Source organism: Streptomyces sp. NPDC048671 (assembly GCF_055587045.1).
Genome location: NZ_JBVJHB010000028.1, coordinates 21,202 through 45,216 on the forward strand (window position 1 = coordinate 21,202; position 24,015 = coordinate 45,216).

The following is a 24,015-nucleotide window of genomic DNA, read 5'->3' on the forward strand; positions in this document are numbered from 1 at the left end:
CCCCGCACCTCAATCGCCGGCGCGGCTTGGGCGGCCCGGGGACACCAGTCCCGCCTCGTACGCGATGATGACCAGCTGCACCCGGTCCCGCGCGTCGAGCTTCGCGAGCAGCCGGGTCAGGTAGGTCTTCGCGGTGGCGACGCTGATGAACAGCCGCTCCGCGATCTCCGCGTTGGACAGCCCGCAGCCGACCAGCACCAGCACCTCGCGCTCCCGTTCGGTGATCGCGGTGAGCGGCCGCTGTGGCGACGCGGAGGCGGGGCGGCCCGCGAACTCCTTGATCAGCCGCCGGGTGACGCTCGGCGCGATCAGGGCGTCCCCGGCCGCCACCACCCGGACCGCCGCCAGAATGTCGTCCAGCGCCATGTCCTTGACCAGGAACCCGGCCGCGCCGGCGCGCAGCGCCCCGTAGACGTAGTCGTCGTCGTCGAACGTCGTCAGGACCAGCACATGCGTGGTACCGGTCTCCGCGGTGATCTGCTCGGTGGCCTCGATGCCGTTCAGCCCCGGCATCCGGATGTCCATCACGACGACATCGGGGGCCAGTTGCCCGGTCAGCCGCACCGCCTCGTCGCCCGTCCCGGCCTCGCCCACCACCTCCAGGTCGGGGATGTCGGCGATGACCATGCGCAGCGCGGCCCGCACCAGCGGCTGGTCGTCGGCGAGCAGCACCCGGACCGGGGCCGGGGCCGTCCCGTCCAGGTCGCTCATGCCGCGTCCTCCCCGGGCACCGGCAGCCGGGCCGTCACCCGGAAGCCGCCCTCCGGGCGCGGGGCGGCGGTGAACTCGCCGTGCAGCAGGGCGACGCGCTCGCGCATACCGATCAGCCCGAACCCGGTGTCCGCGACCTTGCCGGGGCCCCGGCCGCGGTCCGCGACCTCGATGCCGAGCTCCTCGGTGCCGTACTCGACGGACACTCGGCAGGAGCCGGTGGCGGCGTGCCGGACCACGTTGGTCACCGACTCCTGGATGATGCGGAACGCCGACAGGTCGATGTCCGGCGGCAGCGGCCGCCGTTCGCCCCGCCACCGCACCTCGACCCGGACCCCGGCCGCGGTGGTGGCCCGCGCCAGCCGGTCGACGTCCGCGAGCCCCTCCGCTGGGTGCAGCGGCGCCGCCTCCCGCTCCACCCCCTCGGGCACCGGCCCGTCCTGCCGCAGCGCACCGAGCATCCGGCGCAGCCCCGACAGCGTCTCCCGGCCCGCGGTCTCCACCGCGCTCATCGCCTCGCGGGCGGCCTCCGGCTGGGTGTGCACGACCCGGGCCGCCGCACCCGCCTGGAGGGCGATGATGCCGACGCTGTGCGCGACCATGTCGTGCATCTCGCGGGCGATGCGCAGCCGTTCGGCGACGACCGCCTGTTCGGCGGCGCGCTCGGCCAGACTCTCGCCGTGCCGGCGGGTCTCGTACGCCGAGCCGCCCACCAGCCAGGCGACGACAGCGGTCAGGGCGACGACCAGCTCCGCCGACGTACCGACGCCCCACCCGGCCAGCAGTCGGACGGCCAGGAAGCCGGCGAGGACGCCGAGCGCCATCAGGAGGGCGGCGAGCCCGGTCCGGCGCGAGCGGGTGGCGGCGATGAAGTACAGCGCCACATCGGCGGCCAGGAACTGGGCGAGCGGAATCTCCCCCACGCTCAGCGAGAACGTGGCGAGCGTGGCGGCACCCAGCACCAGCGCCAGGCCGTTCAGCGGACGCCGCTCCAGCACCACGCAGCCGCCCGCCGCCAGAGCGGTGGCGAGCAGCTGGGTCAGCAGACCGTCCCACCGGTAGAGCAGCATCCCGGGCCGCACGGAGGGTTCGAACTCTCCGGGCAGCCGCACCCGCACGAGGAAGGTGAGCAGCACGCCCGCGTACCAGGCGACTCCCACCCACCAACCCGGCGGTACGCGCTTGAGCAGGGGAACGGAGGGTGAGTGGGACATGCGCCGATCGTAACCACCGCCCCCCGGCCCGGCATCGGACCACGGTTGTACACCCACGGTCGACACCTGGCCCCGGCAGATGTCAGCGGCGGTCCGATGACGAACGGGGGCGGCGGGCGGCACCGTTGGGACCGTGATCGAAGTCAACGGACTGACCAAGCGATACGGCGCTGCCACCGCCGTCAAAGACCTCACGTTCACCGTACGGCCGGGCGAGGTGACCGGCTTCCTCGGACCCAACGGCGCCGGCAAGACCACCACCCTGCGGATGCTCCTGGGCCTCGTCGAGCCCACTGCCGGAACGGCCACCCTCCAGGGCCGGCGGTTCCGCGAGCATCCGCGCGGACTGCGCCACGTCGGCGCCCTCCTCGACGCGGGCGACGTCCACGGCGGCCGCACCGCCCGCGCCCACCTCGCCCTGCTGGCCCGGAGCAACGGGATTCCGCGCGTCCGGGTGGACGAACTGCTCCAGGAGGTGGGCCTCGCCGGAGCCGCCCGCCGGCGCATCGGCGGCTTCTCGCTCGGGATGCGCCAGCGGCTCGGCATAGCCACCGCACTGCTCGGCGACCCGCCGGTGCTGCTCTTCGACGAACCGCTCAACGGCCTCGACCCGGAAGGCGTGCTCTGGGTCCGCGGGCTCTTCCGGCGGCTCGCCGCCGAGGGCCGCACGGTGTTCGTCTCCAGCCACCTGATGACCGAGATGGAGCACACCGCCGACCGGCTCGTCGTCATAGGCCGCGGCGAACTCATCGCCGCCGAGACCCTGTCCGCGTTCGCCGCCCGCGGCACCCGGCTGAGCGTGACCGTGGGCACGCCCGACACCGCCGCTCTCACTCCGTTGCTCACCGCCGAGGGCGCCTCGGTGGTCCCGGACGGCGACCGGCTCACAGTGACCGGCCTGACCGCCGCCCGGATCGGTGAACTCGCCTTCCGCCACCGGGTCCTGCTCCACGAACTCGCCACTTCCAGTGCCTCGTTGGAGGAGGCGTTCATGGAACTCACCGCAGACAGCGTCGAATACCTCGCAGGAGACCCCCGATGACCACGACGACGACCGCGCCCGCAGGCCGCGTGACACATGAGGAGACCCACGCCCGTTTCAGCGACCTGCTGGCAGCCGAGTGGCTCAAGACGTGGTCACTGCGCTCGACCCCCTGGCTGTACGTGATCACCGCGCTGGCCGTCATCGCGTTCAACGCCGGTACGGCGTACGACCACTACAAGTACTGGTACGAGTACGACGGACAGAGCCGCACCTCGTTCATCGCCAACGGCATTCCGCTCGTCGACGCCTTCACCGCGAACTCCGCCATGGTGCTGGTCCTGGCACTGGCCGCGATCGGCGCCGTGTCGGTCACCGGCGAGTACGGCACCGGCATGATCCGCACCACGTTCACCGCCGTCCCGGCCCGGCGCTCGGTGATGGCGGCCAAGGTGCTCGTCCTCGCCTCGGTCACCACCGTCTTCGGGGCGCTCGTCGCCGCCGCCTCGTTCGCCTCGACCCAGGCGATACTCGCCGGCCGGAACGCCTCGGTCTCCCTCGACCACCCGGACGCCCTGCGCGTCATAGCGGCCTCCGCGCTGCTCGCCCCGGTGGCCGCCCTCGCCGGTCTCGCGATCGGCACGGTGATCCGCCACACCGGGGGCTCCGTCGTCGGCTGCGTGGTGGTGCTGCTCCTGCTCCCCGTGGTCCTGAGCGAACGCCGTCATCTCACGGCGGTGCTCCTGCACACCCTGCCCTTCAGCGCGTGGGAGCGGCTCACGAGTACGGCGATGCAGCGCTCCCACGACCTCTTCCCGTGGACGATCGCCGGGGCCTGGACGGTCTACGCTCTCTGGGCGGTGGCGGCAGGCGCGGTGACGGTGTTCGCGGCGCACCGCCGGGACCACTGACGACGGGCGACCGAAGGGCCGGCCCGTTCCGCCCGACTCCCAACCCGCCCCCTCTGCAAACTATTTCAGAAACATGCTGGAAATTCTTGCGCAACCTCTTGACGTGTTCATCGCCGAAACGGCAGGCTCCGAACTCCCCCCACGGTGGCCAGGCGCGTGGCTGCCCACGCCGGGTACGGGCTCCGCCCGTACCCGCGACCGAAGGAGCCGCAGATGAGTTCCCGCGCCGCTCGCGCGACACTGGCCGGACTGCTCGCAGCCGCCGGTATCACCGCCCTCGCCCCCTGGACCTCCCAGGCGACCCCACCGGGCGACAAGACCGTCACCGCCACCCTGTTCGAGTGGAAGTACGACGCGGTGGCCCAGGCCTGTACGGACTCGCTCGGCCCGGCCGGCTACGGCTACGTCGAGGTCTCGCCCGCCTCCGAGCACATCCAGGGCGACCAGTGGTGGACCTCGTACCAGCCGGTCAGCTACAGGATCGCCGGACGCCTCGGTGACCGCGACGCCTTCGCGTCGATGGTGGAGAGCTGCCACTCGGCCGGTGTGAAGGTCGTCGCGGACGCCGTCATCAACCACATGTCGTCCGGTTCCGGCACCGGGACCGGCGGCACGGAGTACTCGAAGTACGACTACCCCGGGTACTTCCAGGACCAGGACTTCCACGCCTGCCGCAAGGACATCAGCGACTACGGCGACCGCGACGACGTCCAGACCTGCGAGCTGGTCGGCCTGGCCGACCTCGACACCGGCAGCGACGCGGTCCGTTCGACGATCGCCGGCTACCTCTCCGACCTGCGCACCATGGGTGTCGACGGCTTCCGCATCGACGCCGCCAAGCACATGGCTGCCGATGACATCGCCGCCATCAAGGGCAAGATGGCGGACCCCGGCTTCTGGGTCACCGAGGTCATCTACGGCGGCGGCGAGGCCGTGCAGCCCGCCGAGTACACGGACGTGGGCGACGTCGACGAGTTCCGCTACGGCGGCCACCTCAAGAGCGCGTTCCAGGGCGGCGGCGTCACCGGCCTGAAGAACATCGCGGACGGCAAGCTGGCGAGCGCGAACGCCCGTACGTTCGTGGACAACTGGGACACCGAGCGCAACGGCTCCACGCTGACGTACAAGGACGGCGCGGCCTACACCCTGGCCAACGTCTTCATGCTGGCCTCGCCCTACGGCTCCCCGAACGTCTTCTCCGGCTACGAGTGGTCGGACAAGGACGCCGGCCCGCCGAACGGCGGCGCGGCCGCCTGCGGCAGCGACGGCTGGACCTGTACCCACGCCCAGACGGCGGTCACCGGCATGGTCGGCTTCCACAACGCCACCGAGGGCGCCGAACTGACCGACTGGTGGGACAACGGTTCCACCGCCCTCGCCTTCGGCCGCGGCGACAAGGGCTTCGTGGCCATCAACAACGGCGACGACACCCTCCAGGAGACGTTCACCACCTCGCTCCCGGCCGGCACTTACTGCAACGTGGCCCAGGCCTCCCCGGACGCCTGCGACGGCAACACGGTGCAGGTCGGTGACGACGGCACCGTGACGGCTACCGTCCCGGCGAAGGGCGCGCTGGCCCTGCACGCCTGAGCCACGCGGACAACGGACAGCGTTCAACGGACAACGTTCAACGGACAGCGAACCGCCCGGCGGGCAGGGTCCGAGACCTTGCCGGCCGGGCGGAGTGTTCAGCGGACAGGCCTCAGAGGGCGGCCGTGGTCTGCTCGCCGCTCGCGCTTCCGGCCAGCCACTGCGACCACGACAGGTTGAAGGAGGCGTAGCCGTTGTCGGCCGACGCCTTGGCGCGCGGGGAGCCGGTGACCGTGATGGGGTCGCCCTGCTTGACCTGGCCGTAGAACCACTTCGCGTCGGAGAGCGAGAGGTGGACACAGCCGTGCGAGCCGAGAGCGCTGCCGCTGCCCGGGTTGGTGTCGCCGGTGGAGAAGTGGACGTAGGTGCCCGACTGGGTCAGGTGGATGTCCCAGGGCAGGGTCAGGTCGTAGTAGTTCGCATCGCCCTTGTTGCAGCTGATACCGACGCTGCAGGACGTCATGTGAACCTTCTCCTGCTTGTCGATCACCGCCATCGTGCCGTTCCAGGTCGGGTACTCGGCGCTGCCCGCGTTGATGGAGAGCGTCCGCACCGGGGCGCCGTTACGGGTGACCTTCATGGTGTGGGCGGTGACCGAGGCGTCGGCCCGGACGTCGTCCCCGATGGTGAAGGAGTGGGTGTAGGGGTGGGTGCCGTAGCGGCCGCTGCCGTTGGAGACGTACTTCAGATCGGCGTCGAGCCGCACCTTGGTGCCGGTCTTCCAGTACTCCTGCGGACGCCAGTCGACCCGCTTGTCGCCCATCCAGTGCCAGGCGCCAGCGGTGGGGACCGAGGCGGAGACCTTGAGGTGCTTCTCGATGTTCTTGTGGGCCGAGGCGGCGACCGGGTTGGTGAAGACCACGGAGATGGGCATGGCGACGCCGACGGTCGCCTTGTCCAGCGGCGCGATCGAGTCCAGCAGCATCGGCGGACCGGTGGGGTGCGTGGGTGACGGGTGCGCACTCGCCGACGCACCCGCGGACGCGCCGCCCTTCCCGCTGTCGTGGGCACTGTCCGACGTCGACGACTTGCCACCGCATGCGCTGGTGCCCGCCAGTACCGCACTCACCAGCAACGCGATCCCTATAACGCCCTTGCCCCGCCGCATGTCCTGCTCCACTCGCGTCACTACTTCAAGGATTCAACATTTATAGAGACATTGAGGCGGGGTGGAGCGGTTGCGGGTGGCGCGTAAAGCGCGTGCCAAGTTCGCGGTCCGGCGCACACGAAGGGCCGGGCCGCCTGTCGACGGTCCGGCCCTTCGCACCGCTTGCCTTCCCTACGGGAAGGAGACCACCTGGGACGGGACGGTGTCCGTCCCCGACGTGGGCGAGCCCGTGTCGTTGATGACGTGTTCGTACTGGCCCTGGCCGCCGAGGGAGACGACGAGCAGGTCGTGGAACTTCACTCCGGGCTTCACGGGTGCTTCGAAGCCGTGGTCCTGGCGGATCGTCGGGTCCACGTTGAAGTAGCAGTAGCTGCCAAGACCCCAGCCCTCGTGGGTGGTCACCGAGTCGTCGACCTTGTAGGCCGCGTACCCCTTGGTGTCACCGTTCTGGATGGCGGCCTGGTTGGGGGCGTCGTACGCCTTCTCGTTCTGGAAGAAGATCGTCTTGCCGTTCTCGCCCGACCAGCGCACGTCGTACTTGTTGAAGTGCTCGACGAACAGTCCGGTCGCCAGGACGTTGTCGCCGTTGACCTGGAGGCCGTAGTCGGAACGGTTGGTCTCCCAGCCGACGCCCTCGCCGTGGTCCGCGCGCCACAGCCAGGTGTGGTCGATGATCGTGTCGTTGCTGTTGATCACCATGCCGGTGGTGGCCTTGCCGGCCCCCGCACCGCCGACCCGCACGAACACGTCCTGCAGCGACGTCGGGTTGTCCGCGTGGCTCGCGGACGCGCCCTCAGGGCCGACCTCGATCAGCGAGTCGGAGTTGGCCGTACCGGCGTCGACGAGCAGGCCGGCGAGCTTCACGCCGTCCACGTCACCGACCTTGATCGCCGTGACCCCGTTGTCCGGGATGATCGTGGCGAGGCCCAGACCGAGCGCCACGGTGTTGGCGCGGTCGATGTTGATCGTCTGGTCGACGTGGTAGACACCGGGCGTGAACAGCAGGTGCAGACCCTGGTCCACTGCCGCGTTGATCGTCTCGGCGGTCGCGCCGGGCTTCACCACGTAGAACTGGTCCAGCGGGATCGACTCGCCCTTCGGCGTGCCGTTGGCCCACGAGACGCCGCGCGCGTTGGTGCGCTTCTCCGGGACGAACACCTTGTAGTCGTCGCCGTCCAGGTACAGGAACGGCTTCTCGCGGGAGACCGGGGTGTTCTCCAGGGTGGTGTACGGCGGCTCGGGGAAGCTCTGGGCGGGGGCGCCCTCGACGCCGGAGAACGTCATGTTCCAGACGCCGTTGCCCCAGCTGCCGACCGAGCTGTCGCGGGTGTACCACTGCTGCTGCGAGTACGGGCCGACCTGACCGTCGATCTTGCTGTCGGCGATGTACCCGCCGCTCGCCCAGCCGTAGCCGTCGGGGGCCAGGTTCAGCCCGCCCTTGACGTGCATCCGGCGGAACGGGGCGGCCTGCGAGACGGCCCAGCGGTCGGTGCCGTTCACCGGGTTGAGCGCCAGGTTCTCCGCCGAGCGCCAGAAGTTCTGCGTGGCGTTCCCGTCGAACCAGCCCGCGTCGACGGTCACATCACCGTTGAACGTGGTGTCGTCCGGGTTCAGCCCGAGACCGGCGATCGAGGTGTAGAAACCGATCTGCGCGTTGAGGTTGTTGTACGTGCCCGGCTTGAACATCAGCGCGTAGCGGCCGGTGCCGAACTGCGCCGACTCCTGCTGCTTGAACACCTCGTCGACCTTGGCCTGGATGTCAGGCATCGACGGATCGAACACCATGACGTTCGGGCCGAGGTCGCCGCCGCCCTCGATGGCCTGCGCGTCCGCGCCGAAGGCGCTCTGCGCGGTGGGGACGGCCATGAGAAGCGAAACGGCGAACGCGGCGAACCCGAACGTCCGGGTGCGGCGCCTGCGACGGGGTGCGGTGGGGGGTGTCGTGGGGGTGTCCGTGGGGGGAGCATGCATAGACGTACGTCTCCTGAGTCGTGGTACGGGTGACACGACGAGCTTCTCGGAGAGCGCTCTGAGAGCGCTCTCCGACGGGAGTTGATGGTTCCGGGGTCACCCGGGAAACGTCAAGAGGTGTGCACCAGGAGCCTCAGCCGATCCGGCTGTGCGCAACAATTAACGTCAGCGGAACGGCAATTGACCCATTCTGCGCTCAGTTCCGGGTGCCGTTGACTTTAGGAGTTGATGTTCGTCGGAGCGGCGGGCGTCCTGTGAGTCGGTCGAGGAGCCCTCGGGATCGGGACCGGTGCTCTAGGGTCGTGCGCCGTGACGAATCTTCCTCCGCTGACAGCGACCCGGGCCTACTACGACGCCGTGGCCGAGGAGTATGCCGGGCGGGTGACGGGTGCCTTCGCGCAGGATGTGTGGGGGCGCGCGATGCTCGGCGGGTTCGCGGAGGAGGTGCGGGCCGACGGTGGGCTGCCGGTTGCGGATCTCGGCTGCGGACCGGGGCATGTGACCGCACATCTGGACGGCCTCGGCGTCTCCGCGTTCGGCGTGGACCTGTCGCCCCGGATGGTGGACATCGCCCGCCGGACCTGTCCCGGGCTGCGGTTCGAGGTGGGCTCGATGGGCGCACTCGACCTCCCGGACGGTGAGCTGGGGGGAGTCGTCGCCTGGTGGTCGATCCTGCACACGCCTCCCGGCCGGCTGCCGGAGCTGTTCGCGGAGTTCCACCGGGTGCTGGCTCCGGGCGGCCGGCTGCTGCTGGGGTTCCACGCGGGGGAGGACCAGCCGTACACGGGGCCCGAGCGCGACGGCGGAGTGTCCTACGACATCCATCTGCTGTCGCCCGACCGGGTCGGCGAGCTGCTGGTCCGGGCCGGATTCGTGTCCACGGCGCGGATGCTGGGCGAGGGGACGAGGTGGCCGTGGGCGTGCCTGGCCGGCCGGCGGCCCGCCGCCGTCAGTGCCTCCCCCGCGGATTCCGCCGGATCCTGATCGGGGCCGCGGATCTGGCCGACGCGGATCCTGATCGGGGCCGCGGACCTGGCCTGCGCGGATCCTGATCGGGCCGCGGACCTGGCCGGCACCTTGGTCAGGTGGGGTGCCGGCCAGGAGTTTCGGGGTGCGGGTCAGGGGCCCCCGCTTCCGCCCTTCGTGATGCGGGCGATCGCCTCGACGGTCAGGGCGCGGTCATGCGGTTCGGTCTCCAGGGCGCGGTGGATGGACAGGCCCTCGATCAGCGCGTCGAGCTGCCGGGCCGTCGCCGGGTCGAAGTGCCATTCGAGTGCCCGGCGGCTCCGGCGCATCCACTCCCGGGTCAGTTCGCGGTAGGCGGGCTTCCGGGCCGCGAGGGTGTACAGCTCGTGGGTGAGGACCAGTTCGCGCTGGTTGCCGCTGGACAGGTGGTGGACGAGACCGGCCACCGCCTCCCGGGCCTCGTCGGGCGTGTTCGCGGCGCCGAGACGCTCCTCGAAGACGGCGACGATGCTGCTGGAGAAGCGGAAGAACGCCTCCCGCAGCAGCTCGTCCATGCCGCCGAAGTGATACGTCATCGATCCGAGCGGCACCCCGGCGCGGGCGGCGACCTTGCGGTGCGACGTCCCGGCGACCCCCTCCTCCGCGATCAGGTCGAGCGCGGCGGTGATGATGCGCTCCCGCCGCTCGGGGTCGTTCCTTCCGGTCGCCACGCTGCTTCCTTTTCTGAGGTCGGCTCTTCTGAGGGCTAGATCGAGCGGATCACCCGGGCCGGACTGCCCACGGCGACCACGTTGGCGGGGACGTCCTTCGTCACGACGGCTCCGGCGCCGATGACGCTGTTGTCCCCGATGGTCACACCGGCGAGCACGATCGCTCCGCCGCCGAGCCAGACATTGTCGCCGATCGTGATCGGCTTGGCCGCTTCCAGCTTGTCCCGGCGCGGCTCCGGCTCCACCGGGTGGGTCGGGGTGAGCAGCTGTACGTTCGGCCCGATCTGGCAGTCGCGGCCGATGGTGATCGGGGCCACGTCCAGGGCGGTGAGGTTGTAGTTGATGAACGTGTCCTCGCCGACCGTGATGTACGTGCCGTAGTCGACGAACAGCGGGGGCCGGATGTGCGCACCCGCGCCGACCCCGCCGAGGAGTTCGGCGACGACGGGCTGCGCGGCGTCGGCGTCCTCCGCGTACGCCGCGAGGTACCGGGCGGCGAGGCGCACGGCGCGCTGCTGGGCCTTTGCGATGTCCGGGTCGTCGGAGATGTAGAGGTCTCCGGCGAGCATCCGCTCGTGGTTGGTACGGGAGTCACCCGCGAAGTGGTCCGTCATGCGTACGATCGTACACTCTGGGCGTACGATCGTACGCTCCTGCCGTTCCCCCTTCTTCGACCCGTCTGCTGAGGCCCCCGCTGCCATGGATGCCGCTACCCGCCGCTGGCGCACCGCGCTGTTCCTCTTCATGCTCGCCGCCGGCACCGGAATGGCGTCCTGGGTGGCCCGCACCCCGGCTGTCCGGGACGGGCTCGACGTGTCCACCGGCTCGATGGGCCTCGTGCTGTTCGGGCTGTCCACCGGTTCGATGGCCGGCGTCACGGCCTCCGGCCCGCTCGTGCGCCGTTACGGGGGCCGGGTCGCGATCAGCGTCGGCGCGTCGCTGATCGTCGCCGGGCTGCTGGTCGTCGCGGCGGGCACGAGCCTGTCCCTGGCGGGCGGGGTGTTCTGCGGACTGGCCCTGTTCGGGGGCGGGATGGGGCTGGCCGAGGTCGCGTTCAACATCGAGGGCGCGGCCATCGAGAGCGTCATCGGCCGGCCCGTCCTGCCGGTGCTGCACGGCTGCTTCAGCCTCGGCACCGTGGTCGGGGCGCTGCTGGGGATGGGGCTGACCGCGGCCGCCTTCCCCGTCGGATGGCACCTGACGGTCGTCGCGGTGCTCATAACCGCCGCCGCGGTCCGGGCCGTCCGCGCGATCCCGCACGGCACGGGCAAGGAGGCGGCCGGTACCGCCGGACCGGGCGGGTGGCGGGGCCAGTTCACGGTGTGGCGGGACCGGCGGCTCGTCCTCATCGGGATGATCGTGCTGGCCATGGCCTTCGCGGAGGGGGCCGCCAACGACTGGCTGCCGCTGCTCATGGTGGACGGCTACGAGGTGAGCGCCACCGCCGGCTCGCTGATCTTCCTGGTCTTCGCCTCCTCGATGACGCTGGGCCGCTTCGCCGGCGGTCCCCTCCTGAAGCGCTTCGGTCCTGCCCAGGTCGTCCGGATCAGCGCGGTCATCGCCGCGCTGGGCCTGGCGGTGGTGATCGTCGCGCCGAGCCCGGTGATGGCGGGCGCCGCCACGGTGCTGTGGGGGCTGGGTGCCTCGCTCGGTTTCCCGGTCACCGTGTCCGCGGCGGGTGACCACCCGCACGACGCGGCGGCACGGGTCGGCGCGGTCTCCACCGCGGGCTATGTCGCCTTCCTCGTCGGCCCGCCCGCGCTCGGCTTCCTCGCCGACCACATCGGACTCCGGCTCACGATGACCGTCGTCCTCGCCCTGCTGATCGTTGCCTCGACCCTGGCCGGGGCGCTCGGGTCCGGCCACCGCGCCGGTACGGAGGCCGCACCCGTCACTCCCTAGACCGGGCCGGCGGCCTCGTCCCACAGCGCGGTGCTGTGCGCCGCGACCAGCGCGCCGATCCGGGCGAGCGCCTCCCCGGCCGGCTGCGGGTCGAGGCGCCGGCCGTCGCGCAGGCGCAGCGCGACGTGGTCCCCGGCGGCCTCCGCGGCGCCGAGCACCGCCTGGTACGGGACGAGGCGGGCCTCCCGGACGCGGGCGCCCAGGCTGCCGCGCTCCCGGCCGCTGACCTCGGCGCGCAGCCCGAGCGCGGCGCAACGGCGGGCGAGATCCTCGGCGTTCGGCAGTTCGGCGTCCGAGACCGGGAGGATCACGACCTGGGTGGGGGAGAGCCAGCCGGGGAACGCGCCGCCGTGCTGCTCGATGAGGTGGGCGACGGCCCTCTCCACGCTGCCGATGATGCTGCGGTGCACCATGACCGGCCGGTGTTTCGCCCCGTCCGCGCCGATGTAGTGCAGATCGAACTGTTCGGGCTGGTGGAAGTCGACCTGGACGGTGGACAGGGTCGACTCGCGGCCCGCCGGATCGGCGACCTGGACGTCGATCTTCGGACCGTAGAACGCGGCCTCGCCCTCGGCGCGTTCGTACGGCAGCCCGGACGCGTCCAGGACCCCGGTCAGCAGCGCGGTCGAGCGCTGCCACATCTCCGGCGCGGCGACGTACTTCCCGCCGGGCCCCGGCAGGGAGAGCCGGAAGCGGGCCGGGCGGATGCCGAGTGCTTCGTACGCCCGGCGGATCATGTCGAGCGCGGCCCGCGCCTCGTCGGCGACCTGGTCCAGGGTGCAGAAGATGTGCGCGTCGTTCAGCTGGATGGCCCGCACCCGGGTCAGCCCGCCGAGCACCCCGGAGAGCTCGGAGCGGTACATGCCGCCCAGCTCGGCCATCCGCAGCGGGAGTTCGCGGTAGCTGTGCGAGCGGGAGCGGTAGATCACCGCGTGGTGCGGGCACAGGCTCGGCCGCAGCACGACCTGCTCGCCGCCCAGGTCCATCGGCGGGAACATGTCGTCGCTGTAGTGCGACCAGTGCCCCGAGATCTCGTACAGCTCCCGCTTGCCGAGCACCGGCGAGTACACGTGCCGGTAGCCCGCCAGCCGCTCGGCGGTGCGGATGTACTCCTCCAGGGTGTGCCGCAGCGCCGCGCCGTCGGGCAGCCAGTACGGCAGCCCCGCACCGATCAGCGGGTCGGTGTCGAACAGCTCCAGCTCGCGGCCGAGCTTGCGGTGGTCGTGCATGGCGGTCTCCTCGTGGACGAGGGGCGAGTCACCGCAAGCAGAAGCCCCGGGGCACTCGCCCCGGGGCTTCGGACTGGTCAGCAGTCAGCGCGCCGGGACACTCTCCGGCGTCGTCGTCATGGCGGCACGCTTCATGCGGGGGACGCTAGCAGGGACCCCCGGCGCCCCGCGCGGGGTTTTCGCGCGGGGCGCCCGAGCGCGGCGGCCGGCCCTCCTGACAGCGGTCATCAGCCCTTCTTGGACGAGTCGAGGTGGGCGAACACGACCACGTTGTCCTCGTAGTCCTTGACGGTCTTGTTGTAGTTGCCGCCGCAGGTGATCAGGCGCAACTGGGCGTCCGAGGTGTCGGCGTACACCCGCTTGTCGGGGAACTTCGCCTTGCTGAACGTCTCGACGGTGTCGACCTTGAACGTGGCCACCGTGCCGTCCGTGCGCGTGATGTCGACCGAGGACCCGGGCCGCAGGAACCGCAGTTGCAGGAAGATCGCGGGACCGGTCGTCGTATCCACGTGGCCCGCCACGATCGCGGCCCCGCGCTCGCCGGGCGTCACACCGTCCTTGAACCAGCCGGCCAGGTTCTTGTCGTTCGGGGGAGGGGCGTCGAGCCGGCCCGAGCTGCCGATCGACAAGGGGGTGAACGGCGCGTCCACCGCGATGGCCGGGATCCGCAGCCGCGTCGGTACGGAGCGCGGCAGGGACGGTCCGGGGGCCGCCGACTCCGGGGCGGCGGAGGACGCGGAGGGGGCCGGCGCGGCGGGCGCGGCGGCCGAGGGTGGGGCGGGTGGTTTGTCGTCGGCCGGGGAGCCGATGGAGTTGTAGATGAGGAGCATGCCGAGCCCGGCGGCTGCGGCGGGCCAGAGCAGGGCGCGGCCGAGCGTGATGGTGTCGGAGGCAGTCCGGGAGGAGGGTGAACCGGGCGACTGCGGGGCGGCCATGGGAACGAGCCTTTCGTCTGCGCGGGACAGCGGTGGCGTGGCTGCGGTGCGGGTGCGGGGATGCGGGGGAAAACGAAGGCGCCGCGGCCGCCGTCCGGAGGGACGGCGGCCGCGACAGTGGTGCGACCGGCCGGCAGTGCGGTCGGGTCAGGCCATCGCGCCGCCCGTCGCCTGGCGGCGACGCAGCTTGTACGCGCCGACGCCGACGCCACCGAGCAGCAGCAGCGAACCGGCCGCCAGACCACTGCCGGTCATGGCCATCGCGCCACCACCGGTGTGCATGCCGCCGCTGGGCTTGTCCTTCTTCCAGCCCTCGTCGTCCGACTTCGCCGACTTGCCGCCCTCGTCACTGCCCGGCTGCCACTCCTTGGCGACCGTCGACGACAGGGCGCCGCCGCCGGCGTGCATGCCGCCGCGGGGCTTCTCCTTGTCCTCGTCCTTGTACTTGCCGCCCTCGTCGTTGCCGGGCTGCCACTCCTTGGCGACCGTCATCGACAGGGCGCCGCCGCCGGTGTGGACGCCGCCGCGGGGCTTCTCCTTGTCCTCGTCCTTGTACTTGCCGCCCTCGTCGTTGCCGGGCTGCCACTCCTTGGCGACCGTCATCGACAGCGCGCCGCCACCGGTGTGCATGCCGCCGCTGGGCTTGTCCTTCTTCCAGCCCTCGTCGTCCGACTTGCCGTGCTCGTCGCGGTCGCCCGCCACCGCCTTGGCCAGGGCGCCGCCGCCGGCGTGCATGCCGCCACGGGGCTTCTCGTTGTCGTGGTCCTTGTACTTGCCGCCCTCGTCGGACTTCCCGTGGTCCTCGCTCCTGGAGGACGAGCCGCTGTCGTGGCCCCCGTCGTCGGAGACGGCGATGGCGTAGGCGGAGGGAGCGGTGACCGTGAGGACCGCCGTGACGGCGGCCGAAGCGAACAGTGTGCGGGCAGAGCGCATCTGAACACATTTCCTTTCGTCGCGACTGCGAGGAGTGACGGAATGCCGACTCGAAGTGGCGCAGTGGCTACGTGATCCACCGTCAGTCGGAACGCCGGGGCGCGCCATCGGAGAGCGCCGCATTGGAGCTACGCCATGGGCTCATCGAGTGGCGGTGAACGGATAATCACCCGTTGGACGGCACGGCGCGCCGGGCCGAGGTTTGGACTTTTCCGGGCCGGCCGTCCACTGACGGATTCTCACCGCGCCGGAACCGGCACCGGGCCCCCGGTAAATCAGTTGCACCGCCGGCCGGCCCGCTGTTGTACTCGCCGCATCAGCCGACAGAACCAGGAGAGCTCCATGCGCCGATCTCACGTGTTCGTTCAGACGGGAATTCACACCGAAACTGAGAACATGGAGTTCTGTGCACACGCTGAATCTTGGCATTCTGGCGCATGTTGACGCCGGTAAGACGAGTCTGACGGAGCGGCTGCTCCACACCGCCGGAATCATTGACGAGCTCGGCCGCGTGGACGACGGGAACACACGGACCGATTCCCTCGCGCTCGAACGACGGCGCGGCATCACGATCAAGTCCGCGGTCGTCTCGTTCGATATCGACGACGTCACCGTCAACCTGATCGACACCCCCGGTCACCCCGACTTCATCGCCGAGGTGGAACGGGTGCTGAGCGTGCTCGACGGCGCCGTGCTGGTCATCTCCGCCGTGGAGGGAGTCCAGGCGCAGACCCGGGTCCTGATGCGGACGCTCCGGCGGCTGCGCATTCCGACGCTCGTCTTCGTGAACAAGGCCGACCGCGCCGGAGCCCGGTACGGGCAGGTGCTGCGGGACATCGCGGAGAAGCTCACGCCGGACGCCGTCGCGATGGGACCGGCCGTCACCGGCCTCGGCACCCGCGACGCGCACTGCCCGTCCTACGCGCCCGACGACCACCGGCTCACCGGCCGGCTGACGGAGCTGCTCACCGCGCACGACGACGCCCTGCTGGCCGCGTACGTCGAGGGCGGGGAGGCGATCGCGCCCACCCGCCTCCACACGGAGCTGGCGGCGCAGACCGGGCGGGCGGCCGTCCATCCGGTGTACTTCGGCTCGGCCGCGACGGGCGCCGGAATCGCCGCGCTGACCAGCGGCATCAAGGAACTGCTGCCCGCGGCGCAGGGCGATCCGGACGGGCCGGTGTCCGGCACCGTCTTCAAGGTCGAACGCGGCCCGGCGGGCGAGAGTCTCGCGTACGTCCGGATGTTCTCGGGGACCGTACGGACCCGCGACCGGCTGCCGTTCGGACAGGGGCCGGCCGCGGCGGGCGAGGGCAAGGTGACCGGGATCGACGTCTTCGCGCACGGTTCGGACATCCGCGGCGCATCGGCCGGGCCGGGGCGGATCGCGAAGCTCCGGGGGCTGCCGGGCATCCGGACCGGCGATGCGGTAGGTGTCGCGGGCAGAGCGGCGGAGCACCATTTCGCCCCGCCGACACTGGAATCCGTGGTGGTGCCCGCCCCGCCCGTCTCCAGGGGCGAACTGCATATCGCACTCGCGCGGCTCGCCGAACAGGATCCGCTGATCAATCTGCGCCAGGACGACATCCGTAAGGAAGTGTCCGTCTCGCTCTACGGAGAGGTGCAGAAGGAAGTCATCGAGGCGACCCTCGCGGAGGAATTCGGTATCGACGTCACCTTCCGCGAAACCACCACCATCTGCCTGGAACGGCCGTCGGGTATCGGTGCCGCATTCGAGATCATCGACAAGGACGACAATCCCTTTCTCGCGACGGTCGGCCTGCGCGTCGAACCGGCCCCGGCCGGCAGCGGGGTGGCCTACCGGCTGGGCGTGGAGCTCGGCTCCATGCCGTACTCCCTGATGAGGGCCGTCGAGGAGACCGTGCACGAAACGCTCGGACAGGGCCTGTACGGGTGGCAGGTGACCGACTGCACGGTCACCATGACGCACTCCGGCTACTGGCCGCGCCAGAGCCACGCGCACGGCACCTTCGACAAGTCCATGTCGAGCACGGCCGGGGACTTCCGCAATCTGACCCCGCTGGTCCTGATGGCCGCGCTCCAGCAGGCCGGCACCACGGTGTACGAGCCGATGCACCGCTTCCGGCTGGAACTCCCCGCCGACACGCTCGGCCCGCTCCTGCCGGTCCTCGCCCACCTGACGGCCGCCCCGGGCCCCCCGTCCGTGGACGGCGCGCGCTGCGTACTGGAGGGCGAGATCCCGGCGGCCAGGGTGCACGAACTGCAGCAGCGGCTCCCGTCGCTGACCGGGGGCGAAGGCGTACTGGAATCCGCGTTCGCCTCCCACCGGGCGGTCATCGGCAGCCTCCCGCGGCGGTCCCGCACCGACCGCGACCCGCTCAACCGGAAGGAGTACCTGCTGCGTACGGCACTGAGGGGGCCGGGCCCGTCCGGCGACTGAGGACGCGGTGGGCCCGGCACCCGCTCAGTTCAGCCGGGACCGGGCCGCCCGCGCACTGCGCCGGACCGCCTCCGCGGCCGCCGGCTCGACGTCCGCGACCACGTCCGCGTACTCCTCCATCTCCGCCGCCCCGCGCAGGAACTCCCCGCTCCGGACCAGCAGCTGGGCCCGTTCGTACCGCAGCCGGGCCGGGTGGGACGGCAGCAGGAGGGACAGCTCCACCGCCCACAGCGCCACGTCCGTCCGCTCCGGGCGGGCCGCCGCCCAGGCCCTGATGTTGTTCAGGATCCGCAGCACCGTCTCCAGCGGCTGCGCGGGCACCAGCATCGACGCGTCGATGGGTTCCCCGGTCGCGCCCGTCACCAGCAGCTCCGCGTCCTGGCCCGACAGCGGACGGCCACCGGCGAACGGATCGGCCAGCACCCGCTCCTCCGGATCACCGAAACCGACCACGAAATGGCCCGGCAGCGCCACCCCGTACACCGGGGCGCCCGCCCGCCGGGCCACCTCGATCCACACCACCGACAGCAGGATCGGCAGCCCGCGCCGGCGCCGCAGCACCTCGTGCAGCAGCGAGGACTCAAGGCGCTGGTAGTCCGGGGAGGAGCCCTCGAACCCGTACCGCTCACCGAGCAGTTCGGCCAGTGCGGAGGCCCAGGCCCGGCCGCCGCGCAGCCCGTACGGCAGCAGACCCGCGAGCCGGTCCAGCTCGATCTGCGCCGCGTCCGTCCCGTTCGCGTCCAGTGCCGGATCCGCCTCCGCGCCCAGCAGCAGGCAGAGCAGCGCCAGGTCCGGCCGCTCGGCCCGCGCCTCCTCGGCGAACCGGCGGCGGATCTCTTCCCTGTCGTGCCTCTCGGGGGCCACCGCGCTACGCCGGCCGGAAGTGGTGGTAGCGGTGGTGGGTGGAGAACCCCATCCCGTCGTACAGCGCACGGGCGCCCTCGTTCTCCGCCTCCACCTGGAGCCAGGACGCCGACGCGCCCTCGTCCATCGCCTGCCGGGCCAGCGCGGTCATCACGGTGGTGGCCAGGCCCCGGCGCCGGTGCTCCGGAGCCACCTCGACGGCCATGAAACCGGCCCACCGACCGTCCACCACGCACCGCCCGATCGCGGCGGGCGCGGCGTCCCCGGTTTCACCCGGCACGGTCGCGAACCATACCGATGGACCGCTGCCCAGCACCGCCGTCACCTCCGGGCCGGGGGTCTCGAAGCGCTGGTAGCGGGAGAGCCACGCCGGGTCCGCCGTACGGCTCAGCCGCACCCGCGACACCTCGGCCGCCAGGTCGCCGATCGGGGCCAGCGCCGCGATCCGCACCTCCGCCGTCACCTCGCGCCGCCACCCGCGCTCCTCCAGGGCCGCGCACAGCTCCTCCTGGGTGCCATCGGCGCCGGTCGCGGTCTGGACGTACGGCACCAGCCCCCGGTCCGCGTACCACTGCCGGACCCGCGCGAGCGCGGCGTCGAGCGGAACGCCCGGATCTCCGAGCGGCAGTACGGAGTTGGCGCGCCGGGTGAAACCGCCGGCGGCGCGCAGCCGCCAGTCGCCGAGCGGCTCGCTCTCCACCGGCTGCCAGGCACGCGCGCATACCGGGGCGAGCTCACCGAAAGAGGCCGCCGGACCGCGTCGGCGGGGCGGCGCGGACGGTACGACCTTGCCCGCCACCAGGGACGATTCCACGATGCGGACGGATTCACCGCTCCTCGGTGTGACGGACAGCACACCGGTGTCCCACGATGTGAGAACGCCAACCGTGTCAGTGAATTTCGGTCCCTGCGGACCCTCCTGGAGCAGGCGCCGGACCGAGACCCGTTTGCCCACGTCAGCAGGTGTGATCCGGATCTCCAGTCGTCCGCCGATGGTGAATTCCACAGCTCTGTCCGCCCCTCCTGTTCGGATCGTGCCCGGGAACGGAGATACTAGGTGCGGGCATCGACGACGCCGCGCTCCCGCGCGAGAGCCAACGCCCTACCGAGGAGGAACGACAGCGTGACCTACGTCATCGCGCAGCCTTGTGTCGACGTAAAGGACAAGGCCTGCATCGAAGAGTGCCCCGTCGACTGTATCTATGAGGGCCAGCGGTCCTTGTACATCCACCCGGACGAGTGCGTCGACTGTGGAGCCTGCGAACCGGTGTGCCCGGTCGAGGCGATCTTCTACGAGGACGACACCCCGGAGGAGTGGAAGGACTACTACAAGGCGAATGTCGAGTTCTTCGACGACCTCGGTTCGCCGGGTGGTGCTTCCAAGCTGGGTCTGATCGAGCGCGACCACGCGTTCATCGCGGCGCTGCCGCCGCAGAACCAGTAGCAGCGTCCAGCACGTGCGTCACCCCGGTCCCGTACGGCTCGTCACCGTGCGGGACCGAGGCATTTCCGCACTCCCGCCGCCGTGTCCCGCGCCCGAACCGCGTACAGGAAAGCCCGAACCCCGTACAAGAAAGCAGAGATCCGTGTCCGCAGCAGTCTCCTCCCGCCTCCCGGTCTTCCCCTGGGACAGGCTCGCGCCCTACAAGTCGACGGCCGGGAGCCACCCTGACGGCATCGTGGACCTGTCCGTCGGCACGCCCGTCGACCCGGTGCCCGAGCTGATCCAGCAGGCGCTCGTCGCCGCCTCGGACAGCCCCGGCTATCCGACGGTGTGGGGGACGGCCGCGCTGCGCGACGCGCTCACCGGCTGGGTGGAGCGGCGGCTCGGCGCGGTCTCGGTGGCGCACGAGAACGTGCTGCCCGTCGTCGGCTCCAAGGAGCTGGTGGCCTGGCTGCCGACCCAGCTCGGCCTCGGCGCGGGCGACAGGGTCGCCTACCCGCGGCTCGCCTACCCGACGTACGAGGTCGGCGCGCGGCTCTGCGGCGCCGAGCCGGTCGCGTACGACGACCCGACCGAGCTGGACCCGGCCGGGCTCAGGCTCCTCTGGCTCAACTCGCCGTCCAACCCGACCGGTGAGGTGCTGGCCAAGGACGAGCTGACCCGGATCGTCGCCTGGGCGCGCGAGCACGACGTGCTGGTCCTCAGTGACGAGTGCTACCTGGAGCTGGGCTGGGAGGCCGAACCGGTCTCGGTGCTCCACCCGGACGTCTGCGGCGGTACGTACGAGGGCGTCGTCGCCGTCCACTCGCTCTCCAAGCGCTCCAACCTCGCCGGGTACCGGGCCGCCTTCATCGCGGGCGACGCGGCCGTCCTGGCCGAACTGCTGCTGATCCGCAAGCACGGCGGGATGATGACGCCCGCACCGGTCCAGGCGGCGGCCGTCGCGGCGCTCGGCGACGACGCGCACGTGGCCGAGCAGCGCGCCCGGTACGCGGCCCGGCGGGCCGCCCTGCGCACGGCGCTGGAGGCCCACGGCTTCCGGATCGAGCACAGCGAGGCGAGCCTCTACCTGTGGGCGACCCGCGACGAGCCGTGCTGGGACACCGTGGCGTACCTGGCGGAGCTCGGCATTCTGGTGGCGCCGGGGGACTTCTACGGGCCGGCGGGCGACCGCTTCGTGCGCGTGGCGTTCACGGCCACCGACGAGCGGGTGGCGGCGGCGGTCAAGCGGCTGGGCTGAGACGCCGGCCGGGCGACCGGCGACCGCGACCGGCGGCCACGCGCCGGGCCGCACGGAAACGGCCGAGGGCCTCGGGAGTGCGCACTCCCGAGGCCCTCGCGCGTCTCTACGGCCGTGGTGCGGCTCAGCCGATCGGCAGACCGCCCAGGCTGTCGGTGGGCAGGCCGCCCTTGGTGGCGTCACCGAGGACACCGGTCGCCCCGCCGGTCGTCGCCTTGCCGACGGTCTTGGCGGCGGCGGGGGCGGCCTTGCCGGCCGTCTCGCCGAGGGTCTTCTTCGCCACCGGGAGCGTGGTCCCGACGACCTTGCCGCCGGCCTCGGTGCCCTGCTTGGACACGCCGTCGACCGTCTTGCCGAGACCGGCGCCGTCGACGGTGGTGAGGCCGCCGAGCTCCGGAGCCTGTGCGAGCTCCGCGGCACCCGCGGCGCCGGCCGCACCGACCACGGGGGCCGCAGTCGCCGCGATCAGCAGCGCGGTACGGACGATCCGACGGGTCAGGGGGAGGGACATGATGCTCCTTCGACGGGGTGGGAAATCTGGCTGTCCGTGGGCCGGACGCCATGACAACCGTCGTGGGGGCGGGGGAGGTTGCGGTGAACCAACGTAAAGAGTCGGCAATGCGTCAGATAATCCGCAACGGAGGAACCCGGACGGACATCGCATTTCCCAATGACACGATGAACCGTCACTTCCCTTTGTCCGCAAGGGAATCGGGCCACCCCGAAGGTGCCGCGCGAACCCCTGTGCGGAGACCGCCCGGAGAATGTCAGGACTCCCTGCACGGGGGACCGGCCGCACTAATGCACGAAGCGCATACGGACCTCTGTCGTGCCCGATTTCTTGCTTTCCGTCCGCCAGCCCGATCCGGCGCCCCACACCCGGCCCGCGTACGCGACCTCGTCGATGCCCAGCACCTCGGACTGCGCGACCGCCCAGTGCGCGAGCTCCCAGCCGTGCTGCGGAGCGCCGCCCTCGACGGAGACGCCGCCCGATCGCACCGGCACCGAGAGCGCGCCCTGAGCCGTCGCGCCCCCCGTCGGGGTCCGGCTCTCCGCCGCGTCCACGGCCGGCAGCGCGTCCTCGCCGAAGGAACGGGTCAGCGCGGCCCGGACCTTCGAGACATCGCCGGTCCCGGCAGTGGTCCGCGGCGGCGAACAGTTCAGCGCGGCCGGCGTCCGGCCGGTCAGCACGGCCGCCAGGAGCGCGGCGTCCGGCTCGTGCTTCGCGTACGCCTGCGGGAAACCGCTGCGCTGCACGCGCTGAGCGGCCACGGTCAGCGGCAGCCGCGAGTAGCCGGGCACCTCGGCGAGGTGCTGGTAGAACTTCCCGGCCGAGTACACCGGGTCCAGGATCTGCTTCCCGGTGCCCCAGCCCTGCGAGGGACGCTGCTGGAACAGTCCCAGGGAGTCCCGGTCGCCATGGTCGATATTGCGCAGCCCGGACTCCTGGAGAGCGGTCGCCAGCGCGATGGTCACCGCGCGCTCCGGCATCCCGCGCGTGGTGCCGACAGCCGAGATCGTCGCGGCGTTCGCGGCCTGCTCCGGAGTCAGCCGGTAGGCGCGCCCCTCACCGGACGAACCGTCCGCCGACCGCACGGAGCACTGATCGGAGCTCCTGCCGCCCGACAGGTACTGAACGGTCAGATATCCGCCCAGGGCCACGAGCACGGCGAAGGCGGCCGCGACGCGCAGGCGGCGGCTGCGGCCGGTGCGTCGGCGGGCAGCGGAATCGGTCCGGGGCACGGGGCCACCGTACGCGAGGCACTAGGCTCGTAGCCATGGCCGAAAGCACCCTTGACCTCACACTGGACGGACCCGCGCTCACCGCCCGGCTCGTCGACTTCCCTTCGGTCAGCGGGCAGGAGAAGGACCTCGCGGACGCCATCGAAACGGCGCTGCGGACCCTCCCGCACCTGACCGTCGACCGGTACGGCAACAACGTCGTCGCCAGGACGGACCTCGGCCGCGCCGAGCGCGTCGTACTCGCCGGTCACATCGACACCGTGCCGATCGCCGACAACGTCCCGTCCCGGCTCGACGCCGACGGCCTGCTGTGGGGCTGCGGGACCTCCGACATGAAGTCGGGCGTCGCCGTCCAGCTGAGGATCGCCGCGACGGTGCCCGAGCCCAACCGCGACCTCACCTTCGTCTTCTACGACAACGAAGAGGTCGCCGCGCACCTCAACGGCCTCGGACACATCGCCGAGGCCCACCCCGACTGGCTGGCGGCCGACTTCGCCGTCCTCCTGGAGGGCTCCAACGGTGAGGTCGAGGGCGGCTGCCAGGGCACGCTGCGCGTCCTGCTCCGTACGGAGGGGGAGCGGGCCCACTCCGCGCGCAGCTGGATGGGGTCCAACGCCGTCCACGGCGCCGCCCCGATCCTCGCCAGGCTCGCCGCGTACGAGCCGCGCAAGCCGGTGATCGACGGGCTCGAATTCCACGAGGGACTCAACGCCGTACGGATCGAGGGCGGCGTCGCCAACAACGTCATCCCCGACGCCTGCACCGTCGTCGTCAACTACCGCTACGCCCCCGACCTGGGCCCCGACGAGGCCCTGGCCCACGTCCACGAGGTCTTCGCCGGCTGCGGCGTCGCCGAATTCACCGTCGACGACCACTCCGGCGCGGCCATGCCCGGCCTCTCCCACCCGGCGGCCAAGGCGTTCATGGACGCGGTCGGCGGCACCGCCCGGCCCAAGTTCGGCTGGACGGACGTGTCGCGCTTCGGCTCGCTCGGCGTCCCCGCGGTGAACTACGGCCCCGGCGATCCGATCCTCGCCCACAAGCGAAACGAGCACGTGGCGGTCGAGCGGATCACCCACTGCGAGGAGCGGCTCCGCTCCTGGCTCACGTCCTGACCTCCGGCATTCCCCTGCCCGTAAC

22 protein-coding genes are annotated in these 24,015 nt (G+C 71.5%); 9 read left to right on the forward strand and 13 right to left on the reverse strand.

All coding sequences use genetic code 11. The features are described 5' to 3' along the window. Window positions 1–9: 9 nt before the first annotated feature. Both ACZ6S6_RS36200 and ACZ6S6_RS36205 read right to left on the reverse strand, forming a co-directional pair. Window positions 10–711 carry a response regulator transcription factor gene (locus ACZ6S6_RS36200; RefSeq protein WP_362965176.1) on the reverse strand — a complete coding sequence of 234 codons (702 nt, stop codon included), beginning with the start codon at window positions 709–711 and terminating at the stop codon, window positions 10–12. Continuing rightward, on the reverse strand, window positions 708–1,925 hold the full coding sequence (locus ACZ6S6_RS36205) for a sensor histidine kinase (RefSeq protein ID WP_469709287.1): 1,218 nt from the start codon (window positions 1,923–1,925) through the stop codon (window positions 708–710). The genes ACZ6S6_RS36200 and ACZ6S6_RS36205 overlap by 4 nt, the downstream gene beginning before the upstream one ends. A gap of 133 nt (window positions 1,926–2,058) precedes the next feature. On the opposite strand from ACZ6S6_RS36205, the gene ACZ6S6_RS36210 reads away from it, so the two are divergent. From ACZ6S6_RS36210 to ACZ6S6_RS36220, 3 genes are all read left to right on the forward strand, one after another. Then, window positions 2,059–2,967, forward strand: a complete 909-nt coding sequence (locus ACZ6S6_RS36210; RefSeq protein WP_469709289.1) for an ABC transporter ATP-binding protein — start codon at window positions 2,059–2,061, stop codon at window positions 2,965–2,967. After that, window positions 2,964–3,818 (forward strand): ABC transporter permease, encoded by an 855-nt coding sequence (locus ACZ6S6_RS36215; protein ID WP_469709290.1) that lies wholly within the window; start codon window positions 2,964–2,966, stop codon window positions 3,816–3,818. The genes ACZ6S6_RS36210 and ACZ6S6_RS36215 overlap by 4 nt, the downstream gene beginning before the upstream one ends. A 213-nt stretch (window positions 3,819–4,031) precedes the next feature. Further along, a complete protein-coding gene (locus ACZ6S6_RS36220) occupies window positions 4,032–5,408 on the forward strand; it encodes an alpha-amylase (protein WP_469709292.1) in 1,377 nt (458 codons plus the stop codon). A 112-nt stretch (window positions 5,409–5,520) separates the two neighbouring features. Here ACZ6S6_RS36220 and ACZ6S6_RS36225 read toward each other — a convergent pair whose 3' ends face one another. Together ACZ6S6_RS36225 and ACZ6S6_RS36230 are read right to left on the reverse strand one after the other, a co-directional pair. Further along, window positions 5,521–6,516: a L,D-transpeptidase gene (locus ACZ6S6_RS36225; RefSeq protein ID WP_469709341.1), complete on the reverse strand. Its 996-nt coding sequence runs from the start codon at window positions 6,514–6,516 to the stop codon at window positions 5,521–5,523. Window positions 6,517–6,687: 171 nt separating this feature from the next. Then, entirely contained in the window at window positions 6,688–8,487 is a 1,800-nt protein-coding gene (locus tag ACZ6S6_RS36230; RefSeq protein WP_469709294.1) for a coagulation factor 5/8 type domain-containing protein, read from the reverse strand. A 309-nt stretch (window positions 8,488–8,796) separates the two neighbouring features. On the opposite strand from ACZ6S6_RS36230, the gene ACZ6S6_RS36235 reads away from it, so the two are divergent. Next, window positions 8,797–9,471 (forward strand): class I SAM-dependent DNA methyltransferase, encoded by a 675-nt coding sequence (locus ACZ6S6_RS36235; protein WP_469709296.1) that lies wholly within the window; start codon window positions 8,797–8,799, stop codon window positions 9,469–9,471. A 134-nt stretch (window positions 9,472–9,605) separates the two neighbouring features. Here ACZ6S6_RS36235 and ACZ6S6_RS36240 read toward each other — a convergent pair whose 3' ends face one another. Together ACZ6S6_RS36240 and ACZ6S6_RS36245 are read right to left on the reverse strand one after the other, a co-directional pair. Beyond that, complete coding sequence (locus tag ACZ6S6_RS36240; RefSeq protein ID WP_362965163.1) at window positions 9,606–10,163, reverse strand: TetR/AcrR family transcriptional regulator; 558 nt, start codon at window positions 10,161–10,163, stop codon at window positions 9,606–9,608. 35 nt (window positions 10,164–10,198) lie between these two features. Continuing rightward, the gene (locus ACZ6S6_RS36245; protein WP_362965161.1) at window positions 10,199–10,777 is read right to left on the reverse strand and encodes a sugar O-acetyltransferase; all 579 of its coding nucleotides are present in this window, start codon (window positions 10,775–10,777) and stop codon (window positions 10,199–10,201) included. 85 nt (window positions 10,778–10,862) lie between these two features. Between ACZ6S6_RS36245 and ACZ6S6_RS36250 the strand changes: the two genes are divergently transcribed. Further along, a complete protein-coding gene (locus tag ACZ6S6_RS36250) occupies window positions 10,863–12,065 on the forward strand; it encodes an MFS transporter (RefSeq protein WP_469709298.1) in 1,203 nt (400 codons plus the stop codon). Here ACZ6S6_RS36250 and thrS read toward each other — a convergent pair. From thrS to ACZ6S6_RS36265, 3 genes are all read right to left on the reverse strand, one after another. Further along, complete coding sequence (gene thrS / locus ACZ6S6_RS36255; RefSeq protein WP_469709342.1) at window positions 12,062–13,378, reverse strand: threonine--tRNA ligase; 1,317 nt, start codon at window positions 13,376–13,378, stop codon at window positions 12,062–12,064. The two genes, ACZ6S6_RS36250 and thrS, sit on opposite strands and share 4 nt — an antisense overlap. Before the next feature lie 143 nt (window positions 13,379–13,521). Beyond that, on the reverse strand, window positions 13,522–14,229 hold the full coding sequence (locus ACZ6S6_RS36260) for a class F sortase (protein ID WP_469709300.1): 708 nt from the start codon (window positions 14,227–14,229) through the stop codon (window positions 13,522–13,524). A 147-nt stretch (window positions 14,230–14,376) separates the two neighbouring features. Beyond that, the gene (locus ACZ6S6_RS36265; protein ID WP_469709302.1) at window positions 14,377–15,162 is read right to left on the reverse strand and encodes a hypothetical protein; all 786 of its coding nucleotides are present in this window, start codon (window positions 15,160–15,162) and stop codon (window positions 14,377–14,379) included. Between the two features lie 406 nt (window positions 15,163–15,568). On the opposite strand from ACZ6S6_RS36265, the gene ACZ6S6_RS36270 reads away from it, so the two are divergent. Further along, window positions 15,569–17,584 (forward strand): GTP-binding protein, encoded by a 2,016-nt coding sequence (locus ACZ6S6_RS36270; protein WP_469709304.1) that lies wholly within the window; start codon window positions 15,569–15,571, stop codon window positions 17,582–17,584. Window positions 17,585–17,608: 24 nt separating this feature from the next. On the opposite strand, the gene ACZ6S6_RS36275 is transcribed toward ACZ6S6_RS36270, so the two are convergent. Together ACZ6S6_RS36275 and ACZ6S6_RS36280 are read right to left on the reverse strand one after the other, a co-directional pair. Further along, window positions 17,609–18,448, reverse strand: coding sequence for a transglutaminase-like and tetratricopeptide repeat-containing protein (locus ACZ6S6_RS36275; protein ID WP_469709305.1), 840 nt, complete (start codon window positions 18,446–18,448; stop codon window positions 17,609–17,611). Between the two features lie 4 nt (window positions 18,449–18,452). After that, window positions 18,453–19,454: a GNAT family N-acetyltransferase gene (locus ACZ6S6_RS36280; RefSeq protein WP_362965148.1), complete on the reverse strand. Its 1,002-nt coding sequence runs from the start codon at window positions 19,452–19,454 to the stop codon at window positions 18,453–18,455. A gap of 117 nt (window positions 19,455–19,571) precedes the next feature. Here ACZ6S6_RS36280 and fdxA point away from each other — a divergent pair, with 117 nt between their 5' ends. Further along, window positions 19,572–19,892 carry a ferredoxin gene (gene fdxA / locus ACZ6S6_RS36285; protein WP_018956287.1) on the forward strand — a complete coding sequence of 107 codons (321 nt, stop codon included), beginning with the start codon at window positions 19,572–19,574 and terminating at the stop codon, window positions 19,890–19,892. A 142-nt stretch (window positions 19,893–20,034) separates the two neighbouring features. Then, the gene (dapC, locus tag ACZ6S6_RS36290) at window positions 20,035–21,132 is read left to right on the forward strand and encodes a succinyldiaminopimelate transaminase (RefSeq protein ID WP_362965146.1); all 1,098 of its coding nucleotides are present in this window, start codon (window positions 20,035–20,037) and stop codon (window positions 21,130–21,132) included. Between the two features lie 124 nt (window positions 21,133–21,256). Here dapC and ACZ6S6_RS36295 read toward each other — a convergent pair whose 3' ends face one another. Continuing rightward, entirely contained in the window at window positions 21,257–21,643 is a 387-nt protein-coding gene (locus ACZ6S6_RS36295) for an ATP-binding protein (RefSeq protein ID WP_469709308.1), read from the reverse strand. A 287-nt stretch (window positions 21,644–21,930) separates the two neighbouring features. After that, window positions 21,931–22,875, reverse strand: a complete 945-nt coding sequence (locus ACZ6S6_RS36300; RefSeq protein WP_469709310.1) for a VldE C-terminal domain-containing protein — start codon at window positions 22,873–22,875, stop codon at window positions 21,931–21,933. Window positions 22,876–22,910: 35 nt separating this feature from the next. Between ACZ6S6_RS36300 and dapE the strand changes: the two genes are divergently transcribed. Continuing rightward, complete coding sequence (gene dapE, locus ACZ6S6_RS36305; protein ID WP_469709311.1) at window positions 22,911–23,990, forward strand: succinyl-diaminopimelate desuccinylase; 1,080 nt, start codon at window positions 22,911–22,913, stop codon at window positions 23,988–23,990. Window positions 23,991–24,015: the final 25 nt, after the last annotated feature.

Bases quoted from the DNA above. Each gene is read 5' to 3' on its own strand.
- ACZ6S6_RS36245 (WP_362965161.1), bottom strand. From the start codon at position 10,777: ATGACGGACCACTTCGCGGGTGACTCCCGTACCAACCACGAGCGGATG.
- ACZ6S6_RS36230 (WP_469709294.1), bottom strand. From the start codon at position 8,487: ATGCATGCTCCCCCCACGGACACCCCCACGACACCCCCCACCGCACCC.
- ACZ6S6_RS36220 (WP_469709292.1), top strand. From the start codon at position 4,032: ATGAGTTCCCGCGCCGCTCGCGCGACACTGGCCGGACTGCTCGCAGCC.
- ACZ6S6_RS36225 (WP_469709341.1), bottom strand. From the start codon at position 6,516: ATGCGGCGGGGCAAGGGCGTTATAGGGATCGCGTTGCTGGTGAGTGCG.
- dapE (WP_469709311.1), top strand. From the start codon at position 22,911: ATGGCCGAAAGCACCCTTGACCTCACACTGGACGGACCCGCGCTCACC.
- ACZ6S6_RS36295 (WP_469709308.1), bottom strand. From the start codon at position 21,643: ATGTCCCTCCCCCTGACCCGTCGGATCGTCCGTACCGCGCTGCTGATC.
- ACZ6S6_RS36260 (WP_469709300.1), bottom strand. From the start codon at position 14,229: ATGGCCGCCCCGCAGTCGCCCGGTTCACCCTCCTCCCGGACTGCCTCC.
- ACZ6S6_RS36265 (WP_469709302.1), bottom strand. From the start codon at position 15,162: ATGCGCTCTGCCCGCACACTGTTCGCTTCGGCCGCCGTCACGGCGGTC.
- ACZ6S6_RS36205 (WP_469709287.1), bottom strand. From the start codon at position 1,925: ATGTCCCACTCACCCTCCGTTCCCCTGCTCAAGCGCGTACCGCCGGGT.
- ACZ6S6_RS36250 (WP_469709298.1), top strand. From the start codon at position 10,863: ATGGATGCCGCTACCCGCCGCTGGCGCACCGCGCTGTTCCTCTTCATG.
- ACZ6S6_RS36200 (WP_362965176.1), bottom strand. From the start codon at position 711: ATGAGCGACCTGGACGGGACGGCCCCGGCCCCGGTCCGGGTGCTGCTC.
- ACZ6S6_RS36215 (WP_469709290.1), top strand. From the start codon at position 2,964: ATGACCACGACGACGACCGCGCCCGCAGGCCGCGTGACACATGAGGAG.